The following is a 14,001-nucleotide window of genomic DNA, read 5'->3' as shown; positions in this document are numbered from 1 at the left end:
CCCGGGTGCTGCCCTACGGCCGCGTCATCCGCAGCACGTCCAGGGCCTCGTCCAACTGCTCGACGGTGAGCCGGCCCTGCTCCACGTACCCGCGCTCCAGCACCACCTGCCGGATCGTCTTCCGCTCGGCCAGTGCCTGCTTGGCGACCTTCGCCGCCTCCTCGTACCCGATGTACCGGTTCAGCGGGGTGACCACCGAGGGCGACGACTCGGCGTACTCGCGGGCCCGCTCGACGTTGGCGGTGAGGCCGTCCACGGCGCGGTCGGCCAGCAGCCGGGCGCTGTTGGCGAGCAGCCGGACCGACTCCAGGACGTTGCGCGCGATCACCGGGAGCATCACGTTGAGCTCGAAGTTCCCGCTCGCCCCGGCCACCGTGACGGTCGTGTCGTTGCCGATCACCTGGGCGGAGACCATCAGCACCACCTCGGGCAGCACCGGGTTCACCTTGCCCGGCATGATCGACGAGCCGGGTTGCAGGTCCGGCAGGTTGAGCTCGCCGAGGCCGGTGCGCGGGCCGGATCCCATCCACCGGAGGTCGTTCGCGATCTTCGTGAACCCGACTGCGACGGTGCGCAGTTGGCCGCTCAGCTCGACCAGTCCGTCCCGCGCGCCCTGCGCCTCGAAGTGATCCCTCGCCTCGGTCAGCGGCAGGTCGGTGGCGCGCGCCACCTCCTCGATCACGGCCGCCGCGAACCCGGGCGGGGTGTTGATGCCGGTGCCCACGGCCGTGCCGCCGAGAGGGAGTTCGGCCACCCGGGGGAGCGTGGCCAGCAGCCGCTCCCGCCCGTGCCGGACCTGCGCGGCGTACCCGCCGAACTCCTGGCCCAGGGTGACCGGCGTGGCGTCCATCAGGTGGGTCCGGCCGGCCTTGACCACCAGCGCGAACTCCGCGGCCTTGCGCTCCAGCGCCTCAGCGAGGTGCTCCAGCGCCGGGATCAGGTCGTGGGTGACGGCGGCGGTGGCGGCGATGTGGATCGAGGAGGGGAACACGTCGTTGGAGGACTGGCTGGCGTTGACGTGGTCGTTGGGGTGGACCGGTCGGCCCAGCCGCTCGCCGGCCAGGGTGGCGATCACCTCGTTGGCGTTCATGTTGGACGAGGTGCCCGAGCCGGTCTGGAACACGTCCACCGGGAACTCGGCGTCCCACTGCCCGGTGGCGACCTCGTCGGCGGCGGCCGCGACGGCCTCGGCCGTCTCCTCGTCCAGGACCCCGAGCCGGGCGTTGACCCGGGCGGCGGCGGCCTTGATCCGCGCCAGCGCGGCGATGTGCGCCCGCTCCAGGCGCTGGCCGGAGACCGGGAAGTTCTCCACCGCCCGCTGCGTCTGCGCCTGCCATTTCGCTGCGGCGGGCACCCGCACCTCGCCCATCGAGTCGTGCTCGGTCCGGTACTCCTGCTCGTCGGCCATCGCGCGCCGCACCTCCTGGTCGGTCCGGGCGGGCGCCGTTCCCCGGCCGTCCGACGGCCGTACGGCGCCCGTTCCCGGGCCCTCGCTCTCGGGTCTGGGGTCTGGGGTCCGGGTCCCGGTTCCGGGTCCCGCTTCCGATCACCACAGCCGCGCGCGGGCCCCGGGTATTTCCGAACCCGGAGCAGGGCTGCGGCGTCGGCGGGGCGGCGCCGTCGGAGCCGCCCCGGGAGGGGCCTACCGGAGCTCGACGCGGATGATCTCGCCCGCCCCGTCGCCGGCCTGGACGACCAGCGAACCGTCCGCCGCCCAGACGCCGGAGCCGCCCGAGGTCTCCGCGAAGTCGCCGCTGGCGCCCGCGCCGGTGGACAGCACGCCCCACACCCCGTGGGCGGTGGCCCGCTCGCGCATGTGGCTGTCGCGCCTGGCCAGCTGCGACTCGCTCACCCCGTACAGGGCGGAGCCGACGTAGGCGTCGATCCCGAGCCCGGCGGTCCGCTCGGCGTGCCCGGGCTCGGCGACGTCGGCACACACGGCGAGGCCGAGGCGGAAGCCGTCCAGCTCCAGGACGGACGGCGTCCCGGCCGGGGCGAACCGCTCGACCTCCTGCCCGTGCAGGTGGGTCTTCCGGCAGGCGACCTCGACGCCCCGGCCGCTGACGGCCAGCGTGCCGATGTACTCGCGCCCGTCCCGGTCCGCCACCGGCGCGCCGACCAGCGCGACGGAGCCGGTCTCGGCGCAGGCCGCGACCAGGGGCGCCAGCCTGGGATCACCGGGAGCGAGGGCGGGTGCGTCCAGGTCGTACCCGGTGAGCGAGAACTCGGGGAACACCACCAGGCGCGTCCCGGCCTCCCGGACGGTGGCGGCGTGCCGTTCGACGTTGAGGACGACCGTGTCGGGCCGGCCGGACTCCGCGCAGACGGGTTGGGCGACGGCGACGGTCAGCGGAGCCGACTCGGATGCGGATGCGGATGCGGATGCGGGCGCGGACTCGGACTCGGGCGCGGGCACGGTGGGGCCTCCGGGCGTGATCAGGTGGGATCGAGAGTGATCGGGCGTGATCCGGGATGGTGATCACTCTTAACCTACGAGCCTGTCGCAGAACGGGGCAAGGTTCACCTGATCGAGTGAAGATCGCGAGGCGTCGCCCCGTGCTCGAACGGTCCGCTCCGTACGCTCGCCCCGAACCGGGGGACCATCCGGGCCTCGGTCCGCCGGGGCCGATCGACAGGGGCGGGCATGGCGACACCACAGCACGACGATCGCGGCAGCGGCAGCGGCAGCGGCAGCGGCAGGGACGGTCACGGTAGCGGCGACCCCGGCGGCGTCGGCCACCACGACGGCCGCCCTGACCGGGGCGCCCCGACCGGCCTCAGCCGTCGGCGTCTCCTCGGCGCCACCGCCGCGCTCGGCACCGGCGCCTGGCTGCTGCGCGGCACCGTCGGACCGGACGGCGCCGAGGCCGCCGCCCTCCCCGCCCTCCCGCCCCCGCCCGACCTGCCCGCCGGCACCGAGATCACCCGGAGCGTCTACCAGAACTGGTCGGGCGAGGTCCGCACCGACCAGCTCTGGACCTGTGCCCCGCGCACCCCCGAGGAGATCCCCGCGCTCGCCGACTGGGCGCGCGCCCACGGCTGGCGGCTGCGCCCCCAGGGGTACCGGCACACCTGGGCACCGCTCACCGTCGCCGACGGCACCCCCGGGGCGGCCCGCGTCCTGCTGCTGGACACCACCCGCCACCTCACCGCGATCACCGCCGACTCTCCCACCACCGTCCGGGTCCAGACCGGCGCCACCATGGAGGACCTGCTCGCCCACCTGGCCGGCCGGGGTCTCGGCCTCACCGCCGTGCCGGCCCCGGGCGAACTGACCGTCGGGGGCGTGCTCGCGATCGGCGGCCACGGCACCGCCGTCCCCGCGGCCGGCGAACTCCGGCCCGACGGACACGGCTACGGTTCGGTCAGCAACCAGGTCACCCGGCTCACGGCCGTCGTCCACGACCCGGCCACCGACCGGTACGCCCTGCGCACCTTCGATCGGTCCGAGGCCGACAGCGCCGCCTTCCTGGTCCACCTCGGCCGGGCGTTCCTCACGGAGGTGGTCCTCCGGGCCGGTGCCGACCGGCCGCTGCGCTGCGTCAGCCGGCTGGACATCCCGGCCGCCGAACTCTTCGCCCGGCCCGGTACCGCCGGCCGGCCGCGCACCTTCGCCGACTTCGTCGAACGGGACGGCCGCGCCGAGGCCATCTGGTTCGCCTACACCGACCGCCCCTGGCTCAAGACCTGGAGCGTCGCCCCGACCCGCCCGTTCGGCTCCCGCGCCGTCGACGAGCCCTACAACTACCCCTTCTCCGACTCGATTCCGGAGCCCGTCGCCCGTCTGGCCGGTGAACTCGTCGGCGGTTCCTGGGCCGTGGCCCCGCTCTTCGGGCAACTCCAGTACCTGATCGCCAAGGTGGCGCTCACCGGCGACATCACCGACATCCTGCTCTCGGGCGGTCTGATCCGCGACCTGCTCACCGGCGAGGTGCTCACCCACCTGCTCGCCGGCGGCCTGCGCTCCGACCTCTGGGGTCCGTCCCGCACCCTGCTCCAGTACGTGCGGCCCACCACCCTGCGGGTCACCGCCAACGGCTACGCGATCCTCGCCCGTCGGGCCGATCTCCAGTGGGTGGTGGCCGAGTTCGCCGACCGGTACCGGACGCTGCTCGACGCTTACCGGGCGCGGGGCGAGTTCCCGGTGAACGGCGCGGTGGAGATCCGGGTCACCGGCCTGGACGACCCCGCGTGGTCCGGGGTGCCCGGGGCGCGCCCGCCGCTGCTCTCCGCGCTGCGCCCGCGTCCCGACCGGCCCGAGTGGGACACCGCCGTCTGGCTCGACGTGCTCGGCTTCCCCAACACGCCCGGGTTGCACCGTTTCGGCAGGGACCTCGAACAGGCCCTGCTGCGTTCCTTCGACGGCACCAGGGCCGGTCTGCGCGTCGAGTGGTCGAAGGGCTGGGCCTACACCGAGGACGCGGCCTGGGCGGACCCGGACGTCCTCGACCGGGTCATCCCCGCCAGCCACCGGGACGGCGGCGGGCCCGGGTGGGACGAGGCGATCGCGGTGCTCGACCGGCACGACCCGCACCGGGTCTTCGGCAACCCCTTCCTCGACCGGCTGCTGAAGGCGTGAGGGCGTGAAGGCGTGAAGGCGTGAGGGGCCGAGGACCTGAGGACCTGAGGACCTGAGGACCTGAGGGTCCTGCGGGTGTGAGCCGGACGGAACCCGTCCGACGTCCGGTCAGATGTGCTCCATCACGATCACCGCGAGGGTGCCGGGTTCCAGCGCCCGGAAGACGTGCGGGACGTCCCCCGGGTAGCTCACGTAGTCGCCCGGCCCCAGTTCGATCGGTGCCTCCGTCGGCCCGGCCAGCGCCCGTCCTGCACCCAGCAGGACGTGCTCCACCGTCCCCGTCATGTGCGGGTCGGAGGCCCGGGTCTCGCCGGGCTGGGCGTCGATCCGGTAGATGTCGCGGCGGGCGTTGGGCGGGCAGGAGGCGAGCAGGGTCGCGGCGTAGTCGGCCCGCTCGGAGTGGGTGATCGGGCCCTCGCCTGCCCGCACCACCCGGACCACCGGGCGCGGCGGGTCGACGAGCCGGCTGAACGGCACGTCCAGGGCGACGCCGAGCGCCCAGAGCGTCTCGACGCTGGGATTGCCGGCGCCCGACTCCAGTTGCGAGAGCGTCGACTTGGCGATCCCCGCGCGCCGGGCCAGCTCGGCCATCGACAGGCCGGTGCGCTCGCGCTCGCGCCGGATGGACGCCGCGATCAGCCCGATCAGCTCCGATCCGGTGGCGGAGCCCGGGTGTGATCCCTGGCCACTGCCGGCGCCGGCACCGGAGGGCCGGGCGGTGCGGTCGGTCGGGGGGATCCCGTCGCTGGTGTCACTCATCCGCGTTCGCTCCACAGGTCCAAGCGTTCGCCTTGACGAACGGCAGCCATGGGGTTCACTCTACTGGACATGCGTTCGCTCCTCCGAACCCTGGAACGTTCCACGCTCCGTGACATCGCCCTGGTCTGTCTCGCCGACGCCCTGGTCGGCGCCTCGTTCGGGGCGATCACCGTATCCGGTGGTCTCCCGCTCTGGGTGCCGGTCGTCATGTCCGTCCTCGTCTTCGCCGGCGGTGCCCAGTTCGCGGCCATCGGCGTCGTCCTCTCCGGCGGCGGCGCGCTCGCCGCCGTCGCCACCGGGCTGGTGCTCAACGCGCGCCTGCTGCCCTTCGGCTTCACCGTCGCCGGCGTGCTCGACGGCCCCTGGTGGCGGAGACTGCTGGGCGCGCAGCTCCTGACCGACGAGTCCGTCGCCTTCACCCTGCTCCAGCCCGACCGGCGGCGGCGCCGGGCCGCGTACTGGGTCTGCGGCCTCGCCCTGTTCGCCGTCTGGAACGCCTCCGTGCTGGTCGGCGCCGCGGCCGGCGGAATGATCGGTGACACCGACGCGCTCGGTCTCGACGCGGCCTTCCCGGCCGTGCTGCTCGCCCTGGTCCTGCCGTCGCTCACCGACCCCCGCACCCGGACGGCCGCCCTGGCCGGCGCCGTGGTCGCGGTGGCCGCCACGCCGTTCCTGCCGGCCGGCGTCCCGGTCCTGCTCGCCCTGGCCGGCCTGCTGTTCGCCCGGCGCCCCGCCGGTCCCGCCCGGCCCGGCGATACCGCCGATCCCGCCCGGCCCGGCGATACCGCCGATCCCGCCGATCCCGCCGTCCCCGCGGACCCGGCCGGCTGCCCTTCGGACTTCGCCGCGAAGGCCGGCCCGTCCGGCGACGCGGCCCCGTCCGCCCCCGCCGACAGTGCCGGAGGCGCGGCCGACCGCAGCCGGCCGACCCCCCTCGCCGAGGAGGTCCACTGATGCCCCTGCTCGCCGTCCTGCTGCTGGCCGTCGGCACCTACGCGTTCCGGATCGCCGGCCCGCTGCTCGGTGACCGGCTCACCGTCTCGGACCGCGTACGCCACCTGCTCGCCGTGGCCGCCGCCGTCCTGCTGGTCGCCCTGGTCGCCACCGGAACCTTCACGCAGGGCCACGACTTCGCGGGCTGGGCACGCCCGGCCGGCGTCCTGGTGGCCGGGGTCCTCGTACTTCGCCGCGCGCCGTTCCCGCTCGTGGTGGTGGCGGCCGCCGCGACCACGGCGCTGCTCCGGCTCGCCGGGGTCTCCTGAGCCGATGCTCAGCGGGTTCCGTCGGTGAGCCGCTCCTGCTGGACCTCCGGGCGCTTGCTGTCCCACAGCAGCTCCCACACCTTGAAGACGCAGTGGTAGTCCCGCATGCTCCCCCGGGAGATCAGCATGTAGGTGTCGCCGTCCCGCAGCAGCGTGCGCCGGCGGCTGTTGAACGGGTGCTGCGGCGTGTACGACGGGACCAGCTTCCGCAGTTCGGCGAGGGCGTCCTCGCGGCTGCCCTCGATCTCGGCGAGCACCTTGGTGCCCCAGATCCGGTCGTCGCCTATTCCGTCGGTCTCCTGGACGACCAATGCCCAACGCGCCACGGTCCACCCCTCACGTCTCGTCACGTCCCCCCGCATCCCGCCCGTGTGCGAGAGCGGTCATCCTAGAGCTTGTCCCGGCCGGGGCGGACGTCCGGCCCGGCGGCCGGTTCCGCGGGCAGTGCCTTGTAGAAGACGGTCGTCGCGTGCGGCGTCCCGGACGGGTCGGTCGCGTAGTCCGGCACGGTGCCGACCCGGGTCCAGCCCGCCGCCGCGTACAGCCGCTCGGCGGGGCTTCCCGTCTCGGTGTCCAGGACCAGGGTCCGGATCCCGTGTTCCACGGCCGCCGACTCCAGTGCCGTCAGCAGCCGGCCGGCCAGCCCCCGGCCCCGGTCCGCCCGGTGCACCATCAGCTTGGCCACCTCCGCCCGGTGCCGGCCGTTGGCGGGGGTCGCCGGGCGCAGCTGCACCGTCCCCGCGATCCGGTGGTCCGCGTCGTGGTGCGCGGCCCAGACCAGCAGCCGGCCGGCCGCGACGTCCGGGGCCAGGGCCCGCCACCAGCCGGCGGCCTCGGCGGCGTCGAGCGGGGCGAGGAACCCGAGGGAGGAGCCGCTGCCGACGGTGTCGACCAGGAGTTCGGCCAGCGGCCCCGCCGAGTCCCGCAGTTCGCCCGCCGCCAGCCGCCGGACTGTGTACATGCTCACTCCCTCGCCGCCGGTCCTCCGAAGGCAGGGCCCGTGCGGAATACTCGCCGGTACCCAGCGCTGCGCCCGGCACCCGCCGAGACTAACAAGGAGCTCCCATGGCGAAGCCGACCAGGATCGACCCCGCCGACCTGCTCGCCGTCGGTGACCTGCTCACCGACGAGGAGCGGCTCGTCCGCGACACCGTGCGGAGGTTCGCCGACGAGCGGATCCGCCCGCACGTCGGCGACTGGTTCGAGCGGGGCGTCTTCCCGGCCCGCGAACTCGCCCCGGAGCTCGGCGCCCTCGGTGTCCTCGGCATGCACCTCGACGGTTACGGCTGTACCGGCTCCACCGCCACCGCCTACGGCGTCGCCTGCATGGAGCTGGAAGCCGCCGACTCCGGGCTGCGCAGCTTCGTCTCCGTCCAGGGCTCGCTGGCCATGCGCTCGATCCACGCCTTCGGGTCCGAGGAGCAGAAGCAGCGCTGGCTGCCCGGTCTCGCGGCCGGTGAACTCATCGGCTGCTTCGCCCTCACCGAACCGGACTTCGGCTCCGACCCCGCGAACATGCGGACCCGGGCCCGCCGCAAGGGCGCCGGCGAGGACGCCGACTGGGTGCTCTCCGGCTCCAAGATGTGGATCACCAACGGCAGCGTCTCCGACGTCGCCGTCGTCTGGGCGCAGACCGAGGACGGCGTCCGGGGCTTCCTGGTCGAACCCGGCACGACCGGCTTCACCGCGACCGACGTGCACGGCAAGCTCTCGCTCCGGGCGTCCGTCACCAGCGAACTGGCCTTCGACGAGGTCGTGCTGCCCGCCGACGCGGTCCTGCCCGGCGTCAGCGGCCTGCGCGGACCGCTCTCCTCCCTCAACGAGGCCCGCTACGGCATCCTCTGGGGTACCGTCGGCGCCGCCCGCGACTGCTACACCACCGCGCTCGACTACGCGAAGAGCCGGATCCAGTTCGACCGGCCGATCGCCGGGTTCCAGCTCACCCAGCAGAAGCTCGTGGAGATGATGCTGGAGGTCGAGAAGGCGTACCTGGTCGCGCTGCGGATCGGCCGGCTCAAGGACGAGGGGGCGGCCCGCCCGGCGCACATCAGCTTCGGCAAGCTGAACAACGTCCGTGCCGCGCTCGAGATCGCCCGCAGTGCCCGCACCGTGCTCGGCGCCAACGGGATCACCACCGAGTACCCCGTTCTGCGGCACGCCAACAACCTCGAATCGGTGCTCACGTACGAGGGCACCGGTGAGATCCACACCCTCGTCCTCGGGGAGACCATCACCGGAGAGTCGGCCTACCGCTGACAGCCGGTCCCGGCTGCGGACCGTCGCCACCGGCCGGGTCCGGGCCGGTCCCGCGCGGCGTCCGCGGCGGCACCGCACGGGAAAAACGGTTCGTCCGTCGGGCCGTTCGTGGATACCTTCGGTGACCATGAACGGCCCGACGGCGCAGCCCGTCACCCCAGTCACGCCCACCACGACCCTCTGGCGCCCGACCGGTCCCGCGGAGCTGGCCCTGGTCGAGGCCGCGGACCGGCGCGCCTGGCCGCCCCGCCTCCCCGACCAGCCGATCTTCTACCCGGTGCTGAACGAGGACTACGCGGTCCGCATCGCGCGCGACTGGAACGTCCCCGCGTCCGGGGTCGGCTACGTCACGCGGTTCGAGGTGGAGACCGCGTTCCTCGCCCGCTATCCCGTGCGGCGGGCGGGCGGCCGGACGATCCTCGAACTCTGGGTGCCCGCAGATGAGTTGCCCGAGTTCAACCGGCACATCGTCGGCCGCATCGAGGTCGTCCACGAGTTCCGGCCCGCGTCGTGACCGGGCCGTTCGGGCTCCCGGCCGCCCGATCCGATCACCCGCGCGCGGTGACACCGGACGCCGCACGGTCACCCGCCGTTGTGCCGGAGGACACCTGGTGGTCCGGCAAGGCGTGAAGCATGACGCGGTCGGTGACGCCCTCGCGGGCGGGTCCGGCACCCGCACCGCGAAAGGAACCACCGTCCTCATGTCCGTACCACCGCTGCCCCGCCCCCGGCCCCGGGTCCTCGTCGTCGGAATCGACGGCGTCCGGTACGACCTGCTGGAGCAGGTCCCGATGCCGAGGCTGGCGGAGGTCGCGGGGGCCGGCTTCCTGGCGCCCGTCACGGTGGCGGAGTCCACGCCCACCATGTCGGGGCCCTGCTGGGCCACCGTCGTCACCGGCGTCGAACCCGCCAAGCACGGCGTCTGGGGCAACCACCTGGGCGGCAACCGGCTCGACGTCTTCCCCGACTTCACCACCAGGCTGGCCCGGCAGGACCGCCGCCGCACCTACGTCGCGGCCGGCTGGGACCCGCTGGTGATCGGCGAGTCCGGCGGACCGTTGTTCCGCGCACCCGGCCGGCTCAGCTACGTCGCCCCCGCCGAGGACACCCCCGAAGCCTGGGAGGCCGTCGACGAGGAGGTCACCCGGGAGGCCGTCGACGTCCTGCGCGCCGCCGACCCGGAGGTCTCCTTCGTCTACCTCGGCGCCGTCGACGAGACGGCCCACTTCCTCGGCTGCGGGGACGAGTACCGCGCCTCGATGCGCACCGCCGACGAACGGCTCGGCCGCCTGCTCGACGCGGTCCGGGCCAGGCCCGGCTACGCCGACGAGGCGTGGACGATCATCGTCGTCACGGACCACGGCCACGTCGACGCCGGGGGCCACGGCGGACGCACCCCCGAGGAGCGCACCGCCTGGGTCGCCTGCGCGGGGCCGGACATCCCCGCCGCGCCGCCCACCGGCGAGATCCGCCACCCGGACGTCGCCGCCCAGGTGTACGCGGCCCTCGGCCGGCCGATCGACCCGCACTGGACCCTGGACGGCCGTCCGTTCCCCGTCGCCCGGCCCGTCCCGGCCGGGGCCTGACGGGGCCTGACGGTCGGACGGCCCCGGCACGAGGGCCCGGTACGCCGGGCCCGGTGCGGTGTCCGGCAAGCGGGTGGCCCGCGCACCCGGGCGGCCCCGGCCGGGTGCGCCCCGGCCCCGTCCGGGCCAGGCTCGACCGGGGTGAACCCCTAGACCGGACGGCCTCGCGTACGCCTGAAGGTGGAGGGCGTACCCCCCAAGGACGGCGGACGGTCGCGACTTGCTGGTGACGTCCCGACAGGGGCGGACGGGCCAGGATGGGAGACGACCGGAGCGCCGGCCCCCGGACCGGGTCGGCGACGGCCGCGGGGGACAGCGGTTCCGGCAGAGGTACGGAAGTGGTCCGGGCAGTGGTCCGGACAACGGCTCGGGCAACGGCTCGGGCGGGCGGTGCCGCACGGCGCGCCGCACAGCAGTGGTGGCGGTGCCGCACGGGGCGGCACCACAGGAGGAGAGGGCAGGCGGGCATGAACGGCATCGTGGGCAAGGTCGTACTCGGAGTGGCCGGCACCGGCATGGCCGTCGCCGCCGCGGCCGTGGCGGTCGGACCTCGGGTCGTCGACTGGTACGACGGCCGGCACCAGGAGCAGTCCAGCTACGCCAGCGGCAGCGAGGCCAAGGCCGGCCGCCACTCGGTGCCGACCTGGCTGCCGGACAACGCCTCCTCCGTCCGGTACCTGGCCTCGACCACCGGCGACGACCGCCTGCTGATCGCCACCCTGCCGGAGGGCAGGCTGCCCGCCGGGTGCACCGCCACCGCATCCGGCCGCGGTGGCCACCCGGCACCGGCCACCCTCAAGGCGGGCTGGTTCCCGGAGGGCGTCGTCTCGAAGGTCACCGGCTCCTGCGGCCACTACAACGTGACCCTGACAGGCAACCGGCTCTACGCGTGGCAGGACGGCGCCGCCGTCCAGGCCGCCCTGCGGGCCGAGCGCGTCGCGCGCTGACGGGCCCGCCCGACGGCCCCGCACCGACGGGCCCGCCCCCCGGTCGGCAGGGGGCGGCGGAGGGAGGGCCGTGGGCCACGCGGCGGACCCCGACTGTCGGGGCGCCGGGCCGCTGGGGTAGGACGGAGCGAGCACGACTCCCGCGTTCGTTCCGAGAGGAGCCCCATGCCTGGTTCGACCGCCGGCCCCGCCGGTGACACGTCGACCGCTCCCGCCGCCCCCACCGACCCCGGAACCGCAGACGCCCCCGGCCGCGCCACCATCGCCGTCCTCGGCGGCCTGGTCGCCCTCGGCCCCCTCACCACCGATCTCTACCTGCCGGGCCTCCCCGCGATCGCCGAGGACCTCGTCGCCGAACCGGCAGCCGTGCAGCTCACCCTCACCTTCTCGATGTTCGGCGTCGCCGCCGGCCAGCTGATCTTCGGACCGCTCAGTGACCGCCTCGGCCGCCGCCCGCCCCTGCTCGCGGGCCTCGTCGTCTACACCGTCGCCAGCATCGTCTGCGTGATCGCGCCCAACCTGCCCGTCCTGATCGCCAGCCGCTTCGTCCAGGGCGCCGCCGGCGCCGCCGGGCTCGTCATCGGCCGCGCCGTGGCCCGCGACCGCTTCGAGGGCGTCGCGATGATCCGCTTCCTCGCCTCGATCACCCTGATATCCGGACTGGCCCCGATCCTCGCGCCCCTCGTCGGCGCCCAGCTCCTCCGCGTCACCTCCTGGCGCGGCACCTTCGGGGCCCTGGCCGTCCTCGGCCTGCTGCTCACCCTGATCGCCTTCGCCGCCCTCCGGGAGACCCTCCCGGCCTCCGCCCGGCACGGCGGGGGTCTGGGGACGACGCTGCACACCATGGGCGGACTCCTGCGCCGGCTGCCGTTCCTCGGCCTCGCACTGACCAGCACCTTCGCCTTCGGCTCGCTGTTCGGCTACATCAGCGGCTCCTCGGTGGTGCTCCAGCAGGTCTACCACGTGTCCCCGCAGACCTACAGCCTGCTGTTCGGGCTCAACTCGCTGGCGATCGTCGGTGTCACCCAGTTGAACGGCCGCGTCCTCGCCCACCGCTTCACCGCCGGGACGCTGATGACGGTGGGCCTCGGCACGTCCATCGCTGCGGGCGTGTCCCTGTTCCTCGTCACCGCCGTCTGGGACCTCGGGCTGGTCGCCTTCTGCGCCTCGCTCTTCGTGATGATGGGCAGCCTCGGCATCGTCCTCCCGAACTCCGCCGCCCGCGCCCTGAGCCTGGTCGCCCCGAAGACCGCCGGTTCCGCCTCCGCCCTCATCGGCACAGGAACGTTTCTCTGCGGCGCGATCGTCGCCCCGCTCAGCAGCCTGGGCGGCAAGCCGTCGGCGGTCCTGCTCGCGATCGTCGTGCTCTGCTGCTCGGTGCTGGCCGCCACGTCCTACGCCGTCCTCTGCCGCCCCGGGAGGTCGACCCCGGTCGACGCCCCGAAGCCGGCCGTCGCGTAGCGGGGCGGGGAACGCGCCCGGCCGGCCCGCCCGTCCCCCGTGGGGCGGCCGGGCCGCTGCCTTCGCGGCAGCGCGCCGCGCCGTCCTGCGGCCCTGGTCCCGCCGGTGCCGCGGTACTCCGGCAGGAACCGCGTCAGGGGTGCCGCGACGCATGGTCGCGGTACCCCTGAGCGGTACCCCTGACGGGACGGCCGGGCTCGTCCGTCCTCCGACGGAAATGGGCCGTCAGCCGTCAGAAGTCGTCAGCCGTCAGCCGTCGGCTTCAGGCTTTCGCCGGCTGTCGTGCCGTCAGGCGATGGAGAAGTCGTCGCCGAAGACATTGCCCTGGCCGTACCAGCCGTGCAGGTACACCGTGGCGGTGCCGGAGGCACCGGTGGTGAACGGCACGGTGAGCTTGGTCCAGCCGCTCGCGCTGGTCCAGGCGGAGCCGGTGGCACCGCCGCTCACGCCGAGGTAGGCGTAGCTGCCCTGGACCCAACCGGTCAGCGTGTAAGCCTTGTTGGGCGCCAGCGTGACGGTCTGCTGGCACTGGCCGGTCTGCGAGGCACTGGCTGCGGCCTGGAGCGCGTAGGACCCGGAGTGGGCCGGGGTGCTCACCACGGAGCCGCCGCTCTGGCAGGTCCACGGACCGAGGCTGCCGGTCTCCAGGCCACCGTTGACCAGGCCGCCGGGCGGGGTGACGCCGGTGACGGTCAGCGTGTAGGTGCTGGTGTGGGTGCCGGAGGGGGCGGTGCCGGTGACGGTGAGCGGGTAGGTGCCGGGTGTGGTGGTGCCCGCCGTGGTGATGTTGAGCGTGGCGGGGGAGCCGGCGGTGACGCTGCCGGGGGTGGCGGTGGCGTTGACGCCGGCCGGGGCACCCGAGACGGTGAGGCTGACGCTCTGCGCCGAACCCGACGTCACGGCGGTGGTGATGTTCGCGCTGGTGCCCGCACCGGCCGTGACCGTGCCGGAGACCGGGTTCACGCCGACCGAGAAGTCGTTCCCGGGCTGGGTGCTCGTCACCTTCAGCGTGTAGGTGCTGGTGTGGGTGCCGGAGGCGGCGGTGCCGGTGATGGTGAGCGGGTAGGTGCCGGGTGTGGTGGTGCCCGCCGTGGTGATGTTGAGCGTGGCGGGGGAGCCGGCGGTGACGCTGCCGGGGGTGGCGGTGGCGT

Annotated in this window: 14 protein-coding genes; 8 read left to right on the top strand and 6 right to left on the bottom strand. The window is 74.4% G+C overall.

Annotated features, from left to right (window positions below):
- Positions 1–13: 13 nt before the first annotated feature.
- Both ACFWIC_RS10675 and ACFWIC_RS10670 read right to left on the bottom strand, forming a co-directional pair.
- Positions 14–1,408, bottom strand: coding sequence for a class II fumarate hydratase (locus tag ACFWIC_RS10675; RefSeq protein ID WP_329879468.1), 1,395 nt, complete (start codon positions 1,406–1,408; stop codon positions 14–16).
- Between the two features lie 234 nt (positions 1,409–1,642).
- A complete protein-coding gene (locus ACFWIC_RS10670; protein ID WP_380517674.1) occupies positions 1,643–2,416 on the bottom strand; it encodes a carbon-nitrogen hydrolase family protein in 774 nt (257 codons plus the stop codon).
- 228 nt (positions 2,417–2,644) lie between these two features.
- Between ACFWIC_RS10670 and ACFWIC_RS10665 the strand changes: the two genes are divergently transcribed.
- Complete coding sequence (locus ACFWIC_RS10665) at positions 2,645–4,579, top strand: cholesterol oxidase substrate-binding domain-containing protein (protein WP_380517671.1); 1,935 nt, start codon at positions 2,645–2,647, stop codon at positions 4,577–4,579.
- A gap of 108 nt (positions 4,580–4,687) precedes the next feature.
- Here the strand turns inward: ACFWIC_RS10665 and ACFWIC_RS10660 are convergent, their stop codons facing one another.
- Positions 4,688–5,338 (bottom strand): XRE family transcriptional regulator, encoded by a 651-nt coding sequence (locus ACFWIC_RS10660; RefSeq protein ID WP_329879471.1) that lies wholly within the window; start codon positions 5,336–5,338, stop codon positions 4,688–4,690.
- 69 nt (positions 5,339–5,407) lie between these two features.
- Here ACFWIC_RS10660 and ACFWIC_RS10655 point away from each other — a divergent pair, with 69 nt between their 5' ends.
- The gene (locus ACFWIC_RS10655) at positions 5,408–6,292 is read left to right on the top strand and encodes an AzlC family ABC transporter permease (protein WP_380517668.1); all 885 of its coding nucleotides are present in this window, start codon (positions 5,408–5,410) and stop codon (positions 6,290–6,292) included.
- On the top strand, positions 6,292–6,600 hold the full coding sequence (locus ACFWIC_RS10650; RefSeq protein WP_329879473.1) for an AzlD domain-containing protein: 309 nt from the start codon (positions 6,292–6,294) through the stop codon (positions 6,598–6,600). Before ACFWIC_RS10655 ends, ACFWIC_RS10650 begins: the two co-directional genes overlap by 1 nt.
- Positions 6,601–6,608: 8 nt before the next feature.
- Here the strand turns inward: ACFWIC_RS10650 and ACFWIC_RS10645 are convergent, their stop codons facing one another.
- Positions 6,609–6,926: a hypothetical protein gene (locus tag ACFWIC_RS10645; protein ID WP_329879474.1), complete on the bottom strand. Its 318-nt coding sequence runs from the start codon at positions 6,924–6,926 to the stop codon at positions 6,609–6,611.
- 62 nt (positions 6,927–6,988) lie between these two features.
- The gene (locus tag ACFWIC_RS10640; protein ID WP_329949157.1) at positions 6,989–7,561 is read right to left on the bottom strand and encodes a GNAT family N-acetyltransferase; all 573 of its coding nucleotides are present in this window, start codon (positions 7,559–7,561) and stop codon (positions 6,989–6,991) included.
- 104 nt (positions 7,562–7,665) lie between these two features.
- On the opposite strand from ACFWIC_RS10640, the gene ACFWIC_RS10635 reads away from it, so the two are divergent.
- From ACFWIC_RS10635 to ACFWIC_RS10615, 5 genes are all read left to right on the top strand, one after another.
- Positions 7,666–8,856 carry an acyl-CoA dehydrogenase family protein gene (locus tag ACFWIC_RS10635; protein WP_355399718.1) on the top strand — a complete coding sequence of 397 codons (1,191 nt, stop codon included), beginning with the start codon at positions 7,666–7,668 and terminating at the stop codon, positions 8,854–8,856.
- A 127-nt stretch (positions 8,857–8,983) separates the two neighbouring features.
- Positions 8,984–9,370: an ADP-ribosylation/crystallin J1 gene (locus ACFWIC_RS10630; RefSeq protein WP_380517663.1), complete on the top strand. Its 387-nt coding sequence runs from the start codon at positions 8,984–8,986 to the stop codon at positions 9,368–9,370.
- Between the two features lie 187 nt (positions 9,371–9,557).
- Positions 9,558–10,442, top strand: a complete 885-nt coding sequence (locus tag ACFWIC_RS10625; protein ID WP_380356088.1) for an alkaline phosphatase family protein — start codon at positions 9,558–9,560, stop codon at positions 10,440–10,442.
- A gap of 467 nt (positions 10,443–10,909) precedes the next feature.
- Positions 10,910–11,389, top strand: coding sequence for a hypothetical protein (locus ACFWIC_RS10620; protein WP_329949160.1), 480 nt, complete (start codon positions 10,910–10,912; stop codon positions 11,387–11,389).
- A 165-nt stretch (positions 11,390–11,554) separates the two neighbouring features.
- Complete coding sequence (locus ACFWIC_RS10615; protein WP_380517660.1) at positions 11,555–12,850, top strand: multidrug effflux MFS transporter; 1,296 nt, start codon at positions 11,555–11,557, stop codon at positions 12,848–12,850.
- Between the two features lie 288 nt (positions 12,851–13,138).
- Here ACFWIC_RS10615 and ACFWIC_RS10610 read toward each other — a convergent pair.
- Positions 13,139–14,001 (bottom strand): carbohydrate binding domain-containing protein (locus ACFWIC_RS10610; RefSeq protein WP_380517657.1); only part of this gene is annotated, 863 nt, incomplete at its 5' end.

Source organism: Kitasatospora sp. NPDC127035 (assembly GCF_042726075.1).
Classification (GTDB): domain Bacteria; phylum Actinomycetota; class Actinomycetes; order Streptomycetales; family Streptomycetaceae; genus Kitasatospora.
Note: the sequence above shows the minus strand (reverse complement) of the source record. Positions and strands in the feature narration are given on the sequence as shown.